The sequence below is a fragment of the Polaromonas sp. genome (assembly GCF_036676035.1).
Lineage (GTDB): Bacteria > Pseudomonadota > Gammaproteobacteria > Burkholderiales > Burkholderiaceae_C > Polaromonas.
In genome coordinates, this window is sequence record NZ_JAKFDR010000121.1 from 1 (window position 1) to 14,083 (window position 14,083).

At 64.1% G+C, this 14,083-nt stretch carries 13 protein-coding genes; 7 read left to right on the forward strand and 6 right to left on the reverse strand.

Annotated elements, in window-relative coordinates:
- The first annotated feature begins 42 nt into the window (after window positions 1-42).
- The 4 genes from V6M61_RS21070 (at window position 43) to V6M61_RS18985 (ending at window position 2,148) form a co-directional block, all read left to right on the forward strand.
- Window positions 43-153 (forward strand): DUF4148 domain-containing protein, encoded by a 111-nt coding sequence (locus V6M61_RS21070; RefSeq protein WP_442957817.1) that lies wholly within the window; start codon window positions 43-45, stop codon window positions 151-153.
- 211 nt (window positions 154-364) lie between these two features.
- Complete coding sequence (locus V6M61_RS18975; RefSeq protein ID WP_332778158.1) at window positions 365-1,102, forward strand: 2OG-Fe(II) oxygenase; 738 nt, start codon at window positions 365-367, stop codon at window positions 1,100-1,102.
- 33 nt (window positions 1,103-1,135) lie between these two features.
- Complete coding sequence (gene alkB / locus V6M61_RS18980) at window positions 1,136-1,804, forward strand: DNA oxidative demethylase AlkB (RefSeq protein WP_332778159.1); 669 nt, start codon at window positions 1,136-1,138, stop codon at window positions 1,802-1,804.
- An 80-nt stretch (window positions 1,805-1,884) separates the two neighbouring features.
- On the forward strand, window positions 1,885-2,148 hold the full coding sequence (locus V6M61_RS18985) for a hypothetical protein (protein ID WP_332778160.1): 264 nt from the start codon (window positions 1,885-1,887) through the stop codon (window positions 2,146-2,148).
- A gap of 27 nt (window positions 2,149-2,175) precedes the next feature.
- Here V6M61_RS18985 and priA read toward each other — a convergent pair whose 3' ends face one another.
- From priA to V6M61_RS19015, 6 genes are all read right to left on the reverse strand, one after another.
- Window positions 2,176-4,398, reverse strand: coding sequence for a replication restart helicase PriA (priA, locus tag V6M61_RS18990; protein WP_332778161.1), 2,223 nt, complete (start codon window positions 4,396-4,398; stop codon window positions 2,176-2,178).
- 343 nt (window positions 4,399-4,741) lie between these two features.
- The gene (gene hemE, locus V6M61_RS18995) at window positions 4,742-5,836 is read right to left on the reverse strand and encodes a uroporphyrinogen decarboxylase (protein WP_332778162.1); all 1,095 of its coding nucleotides are present in this window, start codon (window positions 5,834-5,836) and stop codon (window positions 4,742-4,744) included.
- A gap of 187 nt (window positions 5,837-6,023) precedes the next feature.
- A complete protein-coding gene (locus tag V6M61_RS19000) occupies window positions 6,024-6,794 on the reverse strand; it encodes a hypothetical protein (protein ID WP_332778163.1) in 771 nt (256 codons plus the stop codon).
- A 219-nt stretch (window positions 6,795-7,013) separates the two neighbouring features.
- Window positions 7,014-7,445: a CoA-binding protein gene (locus tag V6M61_RS19005; RefSeq protein WP_332778164.1), complete on the reverse strand. Its 432-nt coding sequence runs from the start codon at window positions 7,443-7,445 to the stop codon at window positions 7,014-7,016.
- Window positions 7,446-7,613: 168 nt separating this feature from the next.
- Window positions 7,614-9,779 carry a protein-disulfide reductase DsbD family protein gene (locus V6M61_RS19010; RefSeq protein WP_332778165.1) on the reverse strand — a complete coding sequence of 722 codons (2,166 nt, stop codon included), beginning with the start codon at window positions 9,777-9,779 and terminating at the stop codon, window positions 7,614-7,616.
- Window positions 9,780-9,863: 84 nt separating this feature from the next.
- Complete coding sequence (locus V6M61_RS19015; RefSeq protein ID WP_332778166.1) at window positions 9,864-10,631, reverse strand: alanyl-tRNA editing protein; 768 nt, start codon at window positions 10,629-10,631, stop codon at window positions 9,864-9,866.
- A gap of 17 nt (window positions 10,632-10,648) precedes the next feature.
- Between V6M61_RS19015 and V6M61_RS19020 the strand changes: the two genes are divergently transcribed.
- The 3 genes from V6M61_RS19020 (at window position 10,649) to V6M61_RS19030 (ending at window position 14,063) form a co-directional block, all read left to right on the forward strand.
- Window positions 10,649-12,259: a B12-binding domain-containing radical SAM protein gene (locus tag V6M61_RS19020; RefSeq protein WP_332778167.1), complete on the forward strand. Its 1,611-nt coding sequence runs from the start codon at window positions 10,649-10,651 to the stop codon at window positions 12,257-12,259.
- Window positions 12,260-12,520: 261 nt separating this feature from the next.
- Window positions 12,521-13,384, forward strand: a complete 864-nt coding sequence (locus V6M61_RS19025) for a creatininase family protein (protein WP_332778168.1) — start codon at window positions 12,521-12,523, stop codon at window positions 13,382-13,384.
- Between the two features lie 220 nt (window positions 13,385-13,604).
- On the forward strand, window positions 13,605-14,063 hold the full coding sequence (locus V6M61_RS19030; RefSeq protein WP_332778169.1) for an Lrp/AsnC family transcriptional regulator: 459 nt from the start codon (window positions 13,605-13,607) through the stop codon (window positions 14,061-14,063).
- Window positions 14,064-14,083 lie beyond the last annotated feature (20 nt).

Here is a 14,083-nt window from a genome sequence, read left to right on the forward strand (position 1 = left end):
GCCAACGGTGTGGTCGATGCACTGGACAGCGACAGCCACAACGTGTTCTTCCCCGAAAGCGGCAAATCAGCCGTCACGCGCGAGCAGGTGCGCGCCGATCTGGCCGCAGCCCGCGCCAATGGCCAGGCCGCTTCGCTGACCAGCAACAGCTAAACGCTGAGCGCGCAAAAGCGCATGCGCTGATGGCCTCGGCCTTCAGCCTGGCAGTCATAACAGCCTCCTTTTCAGGGGGCTGTTTTTTTTTTGGAATGCCACCAATGGACAAAGATCGAAGCGGTCATTGCACCAAGGTTTGACTGACTCGCTGGATGGGATGTCCGAATCTGGCGAGTCCAACTGCGCCTGTCAACCTATGCTGGCGGGGATGAATTTACACAACCGTCTCCACCACGAAAGGTTTTCTCGCGCGCATGACCTCCCTGCGCGCTGGGCCGAGGCCACCGCGGCGCTCGAAGCACGCGGTAGCGCGGTGCTGCCCCAGCTGCTCACGGCGCAGGAATGCGATTCGCTGGTGACGCTCTACCCGCAAGGCCGGCACTTTCGCAGCCGCGTGGTGATGGGGCGGCACGGCTTCGGGCGCGGCGAGTACCAGTACTTCAATTACCCGCTGCCCGAGCTGGTTGAGCGCCTGCGCACCACGCTCTACCCCGGGCTGGTGGCGGTGGCCAACCGCTGGCACGAGCAGATGGGCCTTCAGGTCCGCTTCCCGCAGGACCACGCCGATTTTCTGGCGCGTTGCCATCAGGCCGGCCAGCAGCGCCCCACGCCGCTGCTCCTGCAGTATGGAGAGGGCGATTACAACTGCCTGCACCAGGACCTGTATGGCGAGCATGTCTTTCCGATCCAGCTGGCGGTGCTGCTGTCTCGGCCCGGTGAAGACTTTAGCGGCGGCGAGTTCGTGCTGACCGAGCAGCGGCCGCGCATGCAGTCGCGGCCGGAGGTCGTTCCCCTGCAGCAGGGCGATGCCGTGATGTTCGCCGTGCACCATAGACCGGTTCAGGGCAGCAAAGGCTTTTACCGTGTCAATATGCGTCATGGCGTCAGCCAGCTGCGCGCTGGCCACCGCCACACGCTGGGTGTGATTTTTCATGATGCGCAGTAGGTGGATCGTTTTGAGCTTCATGGGGGGATTGGTGTGACAGGCGCGACCGCAGATCTTTTCGAGGCCCTGCCAGGCCCCGGTTTGTCGCAGAGGCTGATGGCGCCGGACGCCGTGCTGCTGGGCGGTTTTGCCCGGGGCAAGGATGAGGGTGAGGCGCTGGTGTGCGCGGTGGAGGCGGTCATCGCCAGCGCGCCTTTGCGCCACCTGGTCACGCCGGGCGGCTACACCATGTCGGTGGCCATGACCAACTGTGGCGCACTGGGCTGGGTGTCGGATCGGGCAGGCTACCGCTACGAAGCGCTGGATCCGCTTTCCGGCCGGCCGTGGCCCGCCATGCCGGCGTGCCTGCTGGAGCTGGCGGTGCGCGCGGCGGCCCAGGTGGGCTTTGCGCATTTCCGGCCCGACGCCTGCCTGGTCAATTGCTACGAGCCGGGTGCGCGGCTCTCGCTGCATCAGGACAAGGATGAGCTGGACTTGTCGGCGCCCATTGTCTCGGTCTCACTGGGGCTGCCGGTGGTATTTCTTTTCGGCACCACCTTGCGCAGTGACCGCCCGGGCCGCCACTGGCTGGCGCATGGTGACGTCGTGGTCTGGGGCGGGGCGGCGCGGCTGGCCTACCACGGCGTCGCCCCGCTGGCAGACGGCCATCACGCCCGTCTCGGCCGGCGGCGCATCAATCTGACGTTTCGCACTGTGCGCTGAGCCCGTGCCGCACCACAGGCTGCGCCTCAACTTCGGTTGCCGTTTGTTACAGATTTGACGTTTTTTGAGGACCAACGGTCATGGAAACATCACAGAGCGGGCCTACGATAAAGCCCAGTTTGAAGGGGTTTGCCATGGCATCCGCTGACTATCGTATTGAGAGTACGCACCCATTTTCGAATCGCCTGCTGCCAGCTTCCAAATTTCCGCAGGTTTACCAGGACCGGTCCTTGGCGGTGGTGATGGCCGCCAAGAGCGTCTCCAACCTGGCGGGGCAGGAAGTCCGCGTGGTCCATGTGCCCACCGGTGAAATCGTTTTTAGGAAAACGTTTCGCGAATCGTGAGAGCTAAAGACGCCTGAAGCGTCTGGCCTAAATCGCGATCGGGTCCACGTCCACGGCCCAGCGGACCAGGCTTTTGAAGTCGCCCTGCTGGCGCGTTTCAAACAGCACCGGCTGCCACGCCGCCAGAAAGCGCTGCAGCGCGGCGCGCGAGGGGCTTTCCACCAGCATTTGCGCGCGTTCGATGTTGGCCACGCGCTGTATCGTCATCGGCACCGCCGGGTAGGACGTGACCTGCGCGTGACCGCTGAGTTGCTGTGTTTGGGCCGCTGCCGCCGCAGTATTCAAAAAGCCCTGCGCCACTTCCTGCGTGCGGGCCTCGGCGCGCACCAGCGCTGAATAGCCGAACGGCGACATGCCGGCGGCTTCGCGTTCCCTGAGCTCCTGGGCGGCAAAGGCCGGGTAGTCGTGTTGCTTGAGTGCGGCAAACAGCGGGTGCTGCGGATGGAAAGTCTGCACCCACATCTCGCTGGCTTCGCTGTGCAGGGCATCGCGCCCGGCCCGGCCTGCCGCCTGCATCAAGAGGCCAAACAGCCGCTCGGGCGCCCGGAAGTCGCTGGAGAACAGCGCCCCATCGGGGTTGACGGCGGCCACCAGCGTGATGTGCCTGAAGTCGTGGCCCTTCGCAATCATCTGCGTGCCGACCAGCACATCGACTTCGCGCGCATGCACGCTGGCCAGCTGCGATTCGAGCGCGCCCTTGAGCCGGGTGGTGTCGGCGTCAATCCGGGCAATGCGCAGCGCGCCGCCGTCGGGCCGCTGCACGCCCGCCAGCAGCTCGGCCAGGTGCTCTTCGAGCCGCTCCGTGCCCTTGCCCAGCGGCGCAATGTCCACATTGCCGCAGCCGGGGCAGGCGCGCGGCACACGCGCGGTAAAGCCGCAGTGGTGGCAGCGCAGCGTGCGGTCAATTTTATGGAACACCCGGTAGGCGCTGCAGTGCGGACACTCACTTTTCCAGCCGCAGTCGTGGCAGGCCAGCACCGGCGCATAGCCGCGGCGGTTCAAAAAGATCAGCGACTGCTCGCCGCGCGCAATGCGCGCTCCAATGGCCTCCAGCAGCGGCGGTGCCAGCGTGCAGTGCTTGGGCTGGTGGTTCATGTCCAGCAGCCTTATCTTGGGTAAACCGTTGGCCCCCACGCTCGTCACTGCGTGTACTTCGCTGCCCCCCGGGGGGGCTAATTTTCCTAGGGGCGGCCCGTCGGAAAATTCCTCGGCGCCCATGCTTGTCGTGTCGCCTGAAGACGGGGTGACGCCAATCCGCTCGCTCATGCTCAGGCGCTGGTAGCGGCCCGTGATGGTGGCCTGCCAGCTTTCGAGCGAAGGCGTGGCCGTGCCCAGCAGCACGCGGCAAGGGCCGTGCGCAGGGTTGGCCGCGTCAGTCTCCAGCTTGGCGCGGTAGACCGCCAGGTCGCGCGCCGAGTAGCGCGCGCCTTCCTGCTGCTTGTAGCTGGGGTCGTGCTCTTCATCGACCACGATCAGCTGCAGTTTGGGCAGCGAGGCCAGCACCGCCATGCGTGTGCCCAGCACCAGCCGTGCCTGGCCGGCGTGGGCGGCCAGCCAGCTTTTGAGCCGCTGGGCGGGGCTCAAGCCGCTGTGCAGCGAGACCACGCGCTCCTTGCCCAGGTGCGCAAAGCGTTCTTCAAAGCGGGCCTGCAACTGCGGCGTGAGGTTGATCTCGGGCACCATCACCAGCACCTGCGCGCCGGGGTCGGCGGCCAGCACCCGTGCGGCGGCGCGCAGGTAGACCTCGGTTTTGCCGCTGCCGGTGGCGCCAAACAGCAGGGCGGGCCGGGTATCTGCCTCAAACTGGGCCAGGGCCTGTGTCTGTTGGGCGCTGAGTGCGACCAGCTGGCGGGCATCTGGCGGGGCGCTGGCGCTGTCTTTCACCGGCCGCTTCAGGCGGCGCGCCAGCTGCACGGTGCTCAGTTCACGCAGTTGCGGCGGCAGGGCCGCCAGCGCCACCTCGCCCAGCGAGCGCTGGTAATAACTGGCGGTGAAGCCGACCAGGCGCCGCCAGGTGGCCGACAAAGGCGCCAGGCCGTCGAGTGCGCCAAGGACGGATTTGGCCTGTGCTTCGGCCAAGCCGCCGCTGTCAGGCAGCTGCTCCCAGACCACGCCCAGCACCTCGCGTTTGCCCAGTGGCACGCGCACCAGACTCCCCGGGCCAAGTAGTGACTCACTTCGGTAAGTCAGGGGCCCGGCCACCGCACTGTGGGCGGGAGTGGCCACGACGACGCTGAGCCAATGGGTCATGAAAGTAACTACTTGTTATTAAATCTGTAAAAGAACATCTAAAGAACGTTGTAAGTTGTTGATTTAGAACTGCTTTACGGATTTCCAGATTTTCTGTGGATAACTTTGTTGATAGCTGGCCTGCGATGACGGGCAAGCCTTGTAAATCAAGGCTTTGCTCAAAATGCCTCAAAAAAATGCAGTTTAAAGATCTTATATAAATCAAGCACTTAGCTTCGCTATGGGTTTGATAGCGGAGTGGCTGGTCCTCTTGTGCCCATGTGGCACCGCAACACAAATTTTGTGCATAAGTCCAGTCTGGTGCGGCGTATTTTGTGCTAGCAGAGCCTGAAAATACCTTGAATCAAGGCGTTTGGCGCATCTGACGTGAGTGCTCATGTACGGCGCGCACTAATACCTGGACGCTTTCCGGCGGAGTGTGCTGGCTGATGCCGTGGCCCAGGTTGAAAATATGCGTCGGGCCGGTTTTGGTGCGGTCGGTGTGCGGCGCGCCAAAGCTTTGCAGCACCTTGGCCACCTCCGCCTCGATCTGCGCCGGGTTGGCAAACAGCACATTGGGGTCCAGATTGCCCTGCAGCGCCATGCGGTCGCCGACCCGGGCGCGCGCCTGGCCGAGGTTGACCGTCCAGTCCAGTCCCAGCACCTCGCAATCGAGCTGGCGCATGGCGTCCAGCCACAGCCCGCCGCCCTTGGTGAACACCAGGCGCGGAATCGTCGCGCCGCCGTGCTCGCGTTTGAGCTGGGCCAGCACGCGCTGCGTGTAGGCCAGGCTGAATTGGTGGAAGGCCTCGTCGGCCAGCACGCCGCCCCAGCTGTCGAAAATCATCACGGCCTGCGCGCCGGCTTCAATCTGCGCGTTCAGGTAGGCGGCCACCGCGTCGGCGTTGACGGCCAGCATCTGGTGCATCAGGTCGGGGCGCTGGTACAGCATGGTTTTGACCAGGCGGTAGTCGTCCGAGCCGGCGCCTTCGACCATGTAGCAGGCCAGCGTCCAGGGGCTGCCCGAAAAGCCGATCAGCGGCACCCGGCCGTTCAGGGCCTTGCGGATCGAGGTGACGGCATCGAACACGTATTTGAGCTTGTTCAGGTCGGGCACCTGCAGCCTGGCGACCGCCGCTTCGTCGCGCACGGGCGTGGCAAAACGCGGACCTTCGCCCAGGGCAAAGCTCAGACCCAGGCCCATGGCGTCGGGCACGGTCAGGATGTCGGAAAACAGGATGGCGGCGTCCAGCGGGTAGCGTTCCAAAGGCTGCAGCGTGACCTCGGTCGCGTAGTCCACGTTGGTGGCCAGACCCATGAAGCTGCCGGCCCGGGCGCGCGTGGCGCGGTACTCGGGCAGGTAGCGCCCGGCTTGGCGCATCAGCCAGACGGGGGTGTGCTCGGTCGCCTGGCGCAGGCAGGCGCGCAAAAAGGTGTCGTTTTGAAGTGGTGCAAACATCCCCCGATTGTCTCAGGTGTGCTGCGCCAAGGCGCTGGTGGGGTGCTACACGTTTGAAGGTGCCCGCAAAGCCGATGAATTTTTGTGCAGGGCAAGGCGGTAGTTACAGCAATAGTTCTACTGTTTCCAGGTTTTTCAATGCCTACACGAGAAAAAAGTTGCGGTTTGGCGAGCCGGCCAGCGGCCTTCAGCGCACCGGCAAAAACTGCAGAAAGGTCCCTCCCAGCAGATTTTGCACATAGGTGATCACGGCGCGCCGGTATTTCTCGGTCAGCACCTCGGCCAGCAGATCGAGGCGGCCCATCACCTTGCCAAACTCGCGCTCGAAACTCAGGTTGCGTTCGCGCTCCGAGATTTCATCGGCCAGCAGCAGCGGCTGGCCGCTGGCGCTGCGCCGGCTCGCCAGCATCCAGACGGCGATCTCGATGTTGCGGGCGGCGTTGTAGATGTACTGCGCGTCCAGCCCATCGGTCAGGTAAAAGCTGGTTTTGCCGCCATGCGCGGTGATCAGCATGTCGGCGCTGGCATAAGTGAAGGCCGCCACGCGGTCACCCGTGAAGTCGGGGCTCAGGGCCAGTGACAGCGCGGCAATGTCGCGCTTGCCCTGCAGCTGTGGCCAGGGCGTGCGGTTCTCAATCGCATTGCGCAGCTGGGTGATGGCGGCTTCACGGCTGGCAAGGCTGGGCGGGCTGGATGGGCTGGATGGGCTGGCTTTGCGCCACTCGGCGGGGTTGCGCCGGTACAGCTTGTCAGCCAGGCGGTACAGGCTGTCGAGGTTGTCGCGCATGCCCAGGGTGGCCATGCGGTTCACATCCGATTGCGCCAGTTCGGACGAGCTCAGGGGCGCGTTGGGGGCTTCACCGCGTGGCGTGGGCGCCGGCGCCGTCGTGGCGCAGCCCGCCAGCAGCAGGGCCGGCAGCAAAAATGAGGACAGCGCACGTCGGCGCAGGGTGGGCATGCGGCATTCTGGAGGACAAGCGGCGGTGCTGCAAGCGCGACTGCGCGGCCTGTGGTGTGCGGTCTACAGCCTGCCTGAGAGTGCATGCCGCCGTGCTAAAGGGGCTGCGAGAGAAGATTTTGCTATTAATTTAATAGCTATCTACGCAATTAAATATTGGGCTAGGGCCTCATTTGGCTATGTATTTCGCTGAAATGAGGGGCCGGCAGCCCGCCGGGTTCACAGCAGCCCGCGCGACAGCAGCACCGTGTGGTCGACCTTGATGCACTGGTCCTGCACCACCAGCAGGCCGGCCGCCTGGGCCTTGGCGGCGGCGGCCCGGTTTTCTATGCCCAACTGCATCCACACGGCCTTGGCGCCAATGGCGATGGCTTCATCGACGATGGGCGGGATGTCCTCGCTGTTGCGAAAGCAGTTCACGAGGTCGATCTTTTCATGCTTGGCGGCCTCGGTCAGCGTGGCATAGGCCTTTTCGCCCAGCGCCTCGGTGGCATTGGGGTTGACCGGAATGATGCGGTAGCCCTGGGCCTGCATGTAGCGCGAGACGCCAAAGCTGGCGCGGTGCGGCTTGGGCGACAGCCCGACCACCGCGATGGTGCGGGTGTGCTTGAGAATGTGTGGAATGCGCTCTGCGTGGGAAATCTGGTTCATGGCAAATACCTCGCGTAGGGTGGCATCGCCCTGCGGGTGGGCGGGGCGATTGACCATTCCATTCTAGGAGCAGGTGTGGCCAAACCCGCCATCAGGCGCTGTTAATCCGTACAAAGTGCAGGGCCTGCACCCCAAGCGGGCGCAAAGCGTGTGCTGAACGCGCGGGGCTCACAGCCGGGCCAGTTCGGCCCGCACATCGTTCACCGACAAAATTTCTGACAGCACCACCGGGGCGCGGCCGGGTTTGTAAATCACGTACACCGGCACGCCGTTGCGGCCCAGTTGCGCCAGTGCGGCGGTGATGGCCGGATCGCGGCGGGTCCAGTCGGCGCGCAGCAGGGCGACGTTTTTGGCGTCGATGTCGGCCAGCACCGCGGCGTCGGACAGCGTAGTGCTCTTGTTGTACTGGCAGGTCACGCACCAGGCGGCGGTGAAATCGACAAACACGCTTTGGCCACTGGCCGTGAGCTGCTCCACGCGGCCGGGCTCCCAGGCCTGCCAGCGGTCCGAGGCCGCTGTGGTCGATGTCGGTTCCAGCGTTGCGGAGCGGGTGATGCTGGGCCCTGCCAGCCACAAGCCCGTTGCCAGCAGTGCGATGGAAAGCAGGGCCGCCACGGCGCGGGTGCGGCCCTGCAGGGTGAGCGACCAGAGCGCCAGCGCCAGCAGCACCAGCACGCCCAGCAGCACGCCCGCGCCGTCAATCCCGCTTTGCCGGCCCAGCACCCAGACCAGCCAGGCCACCGTGGCAAACATCGGAAAAGCCATCAGCGTCTTGAAGGTCACCATCCACGCGCCGGGGCGCGGCAGCACGCGCGCCACCGCCGGCACCAGGCTGGCCGCCAGGTAAGGTAGCGCCATGCCCAGGCCCACCGCGCCAAAAACCAGCAGCGGCTGGGCCGCCGGCAGGCCGAACGCAAAACCCAGCGCGGCGCCCATGAAGGGCGCGGTGCAGGGCGAGGCAATCGCCGTGACCAGCACGCCGGACAAAAACGCGTTGATCGTCGGGTTTTTGGCCTGCAGGCTGGCCACGCGGTCGGGCAGGATCTGGCCAAACTCAAACAGCCCGGCGAGGTTCAGGCCGATCACGGTGAACATCATGGCCAGGCCTGCCACCACCACGGGGCTTTGCAGTTGGTAGCCCCAGCCGAGCTGCTCGCCGGCCGCACGCAGGCCCAGCAGCAGCGCACCCAGCGCCAGAAACGACAGCAGCACCCCGGCGGTGTAGGCCAGCCCGGTCGTCACGCGGGTTGTCTGGTCCTTGATCTTCACAAAACCCACCACCTTGATGGCCAGCACCGGGAACACGCAGGGCATCAGGTTAAGGATCACGCCGCCCAGCAGCGCCCCGAGCAGGGCCGCCAGCAGGCCCATCGGTGGGGCACTGGTTTGCAGCGGCGCCGCGCCGGCGGCGGCATTGGCCTTGAGGGCCGCTTCGAGAGCCGGCGGCACTGCAGCCACCGCGGCCACCGGCGGCCAGCTGCCCTTGACCGGGGCTTCGATGCGGTAAGCCAGGCTCTTGAAAGCCACCACCACCGGCATCAGCGCGGGGCTCTCTAGGCGCTGGCTGGAGAGCGGCAGCTGCGCCGTCCAGACTGCGCCCTGCCACGCCTGCTGCCAGGCCCCGGCCGGCTCGATCACGCTGCCGGTTTCCGGGAAAAACTCCAGGGACTTGCCGTGCAGCGCCGTCGGCAGGCCGTGCAGCGAGACCTTGAGGGTGTTGCCGGCGACTTCGATCTGGCTGCTGCCCACGGCGTGCGCCTGCGGGCTGGCCGCGAACGCCGCCTGAAACAGCGGGCCGCTGAGCGCGGTCGAGCCTTTGACCGGGATGCGCAGCGCAAACTCGCCTTCCTGCGGAATGCACTCCTTCTTGCAGACCAGCCAGGCAGCCTTGAGCTTGATGTCGAGCTGCGAGCCGCTAAAGCCGGGTGAAAAACTGGGCGATATGGTGAGCGGCACCGGCAGCAGCACGGTTTTTTCGTAGCCATAGTTGGCCAGGGTGCCAATCGGGATTTTTTTGGGGGTCGGCCAGGCAATCTCGCCAGCGCTCACGCCGGCCGGCAACTGCCATTCGAGCAGGGTGGGCAGACCGGAGTCGCCTGAGTTTTTCCAGTAGGTGTGCCACTCGGGCTGGTGCGTGAGCTGCAGGCCAACCCAGACCGGTTTGCCGGGCTCCACGCCTTCGGGCGCCCAGGCCAGCAGTTCGGCACGCACCTGCTCGGTGCTGACGACTGCGCTTTTGGCGCTGCCTGACAAGAGATTTTGAGCGCCAGCCAGCGTGGATAGTGTGCTGATAGCTATAAAAATCGTAGCGAAAAGAAGGCGGGAAATAGTCATCACAAGGTGGGAGCCCGGGTGGCGGGATAAGTTCCGGTTGGGGCGTGCCTGACAAGCCGGCATCGGGGCGCCGAGGCATCGCGGTCAGAGGGCAAAGCCCAACACCACCCGGCGGGTGGTGGCACTCTTCTTCTCGATTTTAGTGACTATGACCGTGCCGATCTCCGAGGTATTGGCCACATGCGTGCCGCCGCAGGGCTGGAAATCGATCAGTTGCGTGGCGCCAATGCGGATGGTGCGGATGCGCCCGGTGCCCCGGGGCGGCTGAACGCTCATGCTTTTGACCAGCGCCGGGTTGGCGTCCAGCTCTTCATCGGTGATGGCGCCCACCGCAATCGGGTGGGCGGCGGCCACCAGCCGGGCAATGCCTTCGGTCAGCGCTTCTTTGTCCAGCGCATCGGTCATGTTGAAGTCGAGCCGCGCATAGTCGGGCGTGATGGAGCAGCCGTTGACCAACTGCGGCACCAGGTGGCACAGCAGGTGGGTGGTGGTGTGAAAGCGCATCAGCCGGTGGCGGCGCGCCCAGTCGATACGGGCCGTGACGGCATCACCGGGTTTCAAGCCGGTGCGCAGGAACTGCTCCGGGATGGAGGCCTCCCCTGGCCCGCCCGGCGCGGGGAGGTGGCAGATGTCATCAGTGAACTGTCCTTCGGCGTCCTTGCCCTTGCGGGTGTCGGCGATGGCAATCTCCGCGCCATCGGCCAGCACCAGCACACCGGCGTCACCGGCTTGTCCGCCGCCCAAGGGGTAAAACACCGTGCGGTCCAGCACAATGCCCTGCTCTGTGATGGCGGTCACGGTGGCGGTGCATTCGGCAAGGTAAGCGTCGTCGCGAAACAGGTTTTGGGTCATGGTTTGATAATACCGGCATGAACCGCCCCGCGCTTGCCCGCCCGCGCATCGTCCTTGCGACCTTGAACGCCAAATACATCCACGCCTCGCTGGGGCTGCGGTGCCTGGCGGCCAACATGGATGCGCATGGCGGCGCGGGCCTGCGCGAGCAGACGCAGCTGCGCGAGTTTGTGATCCAGCAGCGGCCCACGCAGATCGTCGAAGAGCTGCTGGCGCTGCAGCCCGAGGTGGTGGGTTTGGGCATCTATATCTGGAATGTGGTGGAAACCACCCAGGTGGTGCGCCTGCTCAAAACCCTGAGGCCCGACATCAAGGTGGTGCTGGGCGGGCCCGAGGTCAGCCATGAAGTGGAGCAGCAGGAAATTTGCCGCCTGGCCGACCATGTGATCACTGGCTGGGGCGACGTGAGCTTTCCCAAACTCTGCCGCGCGCTGCTCGATGGCCCGAAACCGCTGATGAAGGTCATCGCCGGCGAGCAGCCGGCGCTTGGCGAGCTGGTCTTGCCCTACCGGGACTACACCGATGAAGACCTGGCCAAGCGCCTGCTGTATGTGGAAGCCTCGCGCGGTTGCCCGTTCAAGTGCGAGTTTTGCCTGAGTTCGCTCGACAAGACCGCCTGGGCCTTTGACCTGGACCTGTTCATGGCCGAGATGGACCTGCTGTACCAGCGCGGCGCGCGCAACTTCAAGTTTGTCGACCGCACCTTCAACCTGAAGGTCGAGCATTCGGTGCGCATCCTGCAGTTTTTCCTCGACCGCATCCAAACCACGCCAGACATCTTTGTGCATTTTGAAGTCGTGCCCGACAGCCTGCCGGACCGGCTGAAGGCCTTGATCGCGCAGTTCCCGGCCGGCTCGCTGCAGTTTGAAGTCGGCATCCAGAGCTTCAACCCCGAGGTGCAGCAGCGCATTTCGCGCAAGCAGGACAACGGCAAGACCGCCGACAACCTGCGCTGGCTGGTCAGCAAGAGCCAGGCGCATGTGCATGCCGACCTGATTTTTGGCCTGCCCGGAGAAACGCTGGACAGCTTTGCCGCCGGCTTTGACCGCCTGTACGAGTTGGCTCCGCACGAAATCCAGTTCGGCATCTTGAAACGCCTGCGCGGCACGCCGATCACCCGGCACACCGCCGACTTTGCTTGTGTCTACGACCCGCAAACGCCCTACACGATACTGCAGAACTCGACGATAGACTTTGCCACCATGCAGCGCATCAACCGCTTTGCGCGCTACTGGGAGATGGTGGCGAATTCGGGGCGATTTTCACTGGGGCTGAAGCTGCTGCTGGAGCCTGACTCCGCTTTCAATCATTTCCTGAACTTCAGCGACTGGCTCTGGCAGACCACTGGCAAGACGCATGAGTTTGCGCTTGAAAAGCTGGTGGATTTGCTGTTTGAGCATTTGACCGCCGTGCGTGGGCTGGCTGAGCACGAGGTGCGCGCCGCCTTGCTGGCGGATTACCGGGCCAGCGGGGCGCGGGGGCGGCCTCAATGCCTGGCTGAACTGCTGAGTGCGGAGCGGATGGTCTTGCCCACCGCGTCTGGAAAGCTCAGGTCTGAACGGCAAAGCCGCCATGTCAATCAGCATGCGCATCGTGAGGCGATTCAGAAGGCTGCGGCGGCTGCTTGATTAGTTTTATAAGCGTTTATGCCTCTAGCCCAAACGTGGCGGGCATAAGCAGCTATTGAATTGGTAGCGAATTGCGCGCTGTCCGTTCGGGCTGGGGTCGCTAAGCCCCAAGAGTCCTTGAATACCTCAGGAGGAACGGGAGAGGGAGCCCGCACATCTCGGGCGGAGGCTTTGGTCCGATTCTTCGATATCTCTGAACGAGCGGTAGTGCGCCTCTGTCATGATTGATGGAAGTCTCTATAGTTAGCCCAAAATACGCTCATGAAACCCGTGTCCCCAACACCCGCCGCCATGCCCCTTGCCTTGCCGCGTTTTTGGGCCGACCTCAAAAGCCCCGACTTTGCCCGCCTCGACCTGGCGCGCAGCATCGCGGTGCTGCCGGTGGCGGCAATTGAGCAGCACGGCCCGCATTTGCCGCTCAACGTCGATGCCACGCTGGTCGATGGCGTGATTGCCGCCGTGCTGCCGCACTTGCCTGCTGCGCTGCCGGTGCTGTTTTTGCCCACGCAATCGGTCGGCTTCAGTCCTGAGCACACGCGCTTTGCGGGCACGCTCACATTGAAAGCCGAAACGATCATCAGTATCTGGACCGAGCTGGCCGAGTCGGTGGCGCGCAGCGGCATCAAAAAACTGGTGCTGCTCAATTCGCACGGCGGCCAGGTCGGGGTGATGGACATCGTGGCCCGCGACCTGCGTGCGCGGCTCGATATGCTGGTCTACAGCGTGAACTGGTTCAACCTGCCTCTTGTCAACGAACAAGGGGATTCAGTCGCGGACCTGTTCAGCGCGCAGGAGCACCGCTTCGGCATCCACGCGGGCGAGATTGAAACCTCCATGATGCTGGCGCTCAAGCCCGAGCAGGTGGATATGGCCCAGGCGCAGAACTTTCATTCCACCTCGCAAGACCGGGCGCAACAGTTCAGCATCCTGGGCGACGGCCGCAGCGCCAAGCTGGGCTGGCAAATGCAGGACTACAACCTACAGGGCGCGGTGGGTAATGCCGCCGCCGCCACCGCTGAAAAAGGCCATGCGCTTCTGGGCGCTGCGGGCCGCAGTCTGGCCCAACTGCTGGCTGAAATTGACCAACTGCCTGCCAATACGTTGAGCAACAAGACGGCGTTTTAAAGCGCGGGTGGCCTGCCTACACAACCTCCCAAAAATCAAACCCCCAAGCCGGCGGTAACCTGCCTGGGGGTCTGCGCTGCCAGCCGGGCCGGTAAGTCCGCCTGCAGTGTCAGACAAGTATCGGGCAGGAGGAGCCGAAGAATTTCCTCGATTTGCTGTTTGATTCTGAAAATACAGATAAAAAATCTGACTTTAAATAAAAATCAGATAAATTACCTGCATGGATATATTTGATAGGAAAATCCTTCAGGTGTTGCAGGCGGATTCGCGTACCAGCCTGCAAGACATCGGGCAGGCCGTGGGCCTGAGCCCCTCGCCCTGCTGGGGCCGCATCAAGAAAATGGAAGAGGCTGGGGTGATCGAGGGCTACACCGTGCGCCTCAACGCGCAGGCGCTGGGCCTGGGCGACACCGTGATGGTGCAGGTCACGCTGGACAGCCATTCGGACAACACGCTGGAGAAGTTCGGCGAAACGCTGGCGGCGATTCCCGAGGTGATCGAGGCTTACCTGGTCTCAGGCGAATACGATTACCTGCTGCGCATCGCCGTGCACGACACCAAGGACTACGAGCGCCTGCTGCGCGAGCGGCTCTACAAGATCAAGGGCATACGCCACAGCAAGTCCAGCTTTGTGCTGCGCACGCTCAAAAAAGCCGACCTGCCGCTGCTGCCCGCCTGAATCCCCCTGCGCCGGGCCGG

Coding starts and splice junctions, on each gene's coding strand:
- V6M61_RS19020 (WP_332778167.1), top strand. CDS start 10,649: ATGAACCGCCCCGCGCTTGCCCGCCCGCGCATCGTCCTTGCGACCTTG.
- V6M61_RS19005 (WP_332778164.1), bottom strand. CDS start 7,445: ATGAACCAGATTTCCCACGCAGAGCGCATTCCACACATTCTCAAGCAC.
- V6M61_RS19000 (WP_332778163.1), bottom strand. CDS start 6,794: ATGCCCACCCTGCGCCGACGTGCGCTGTCCTCATTTTTGCTGCCGGCC.
- V6M61_RS19015 (WP_332778166.1), bottom strand. CDS start 10,631: ATGACCCAAAACCTGTTTCGCGACGACGCTTACCTTGCCGAATGCACC.
- V6M61_RS19030 (WP_332778169.1), top strand. CDS start 13,605: ATGGATATATTTGATAGGAAAATCCTTCAGGTGTTGCAGGCGGATTCG.
- priA (WP_332778161.1), bottom strand. CDS start 4,398: ATGACCCATTGGCTCAGCGTCGTCGTGGCCACTCCCGCCCACAGTGCG.
- hemE (WP_332778162.1), bottom strand. CDS start 5,836: ATGTTTGCACCACTTCAAAACGACACCTTTTTGCGCGCCTGCCTGCGC.
- V6M61_RS19010 (WP_332778165.1), bottom strand. CDS start 9,779: ATGACTATTTCCCGCCTTCTTTTCGCTACGATTTTTATAGCTATCAGC.
- V6M61_RS18985 (WP_332778160.1), top strand. CDS start 1,885: ATGGAAACATCACAGAGCGGGCCTACGATAAAGCCCAGTTTGAAGGGG.
- V6M61_RS18975 (WP_332778158.1), top strand. CDS start 365: ATGAATTTACACAACCGTCTCCACCACGAAAGGTTTTCTCGCGCGCAT.
- V6M61_RS19025 (WP_332778168.1), top strand. CDS start 12,521: ATGAAACCCGTGTCCCCAACACCCGCCGCCATGCCCCTTGCCTTGCCG.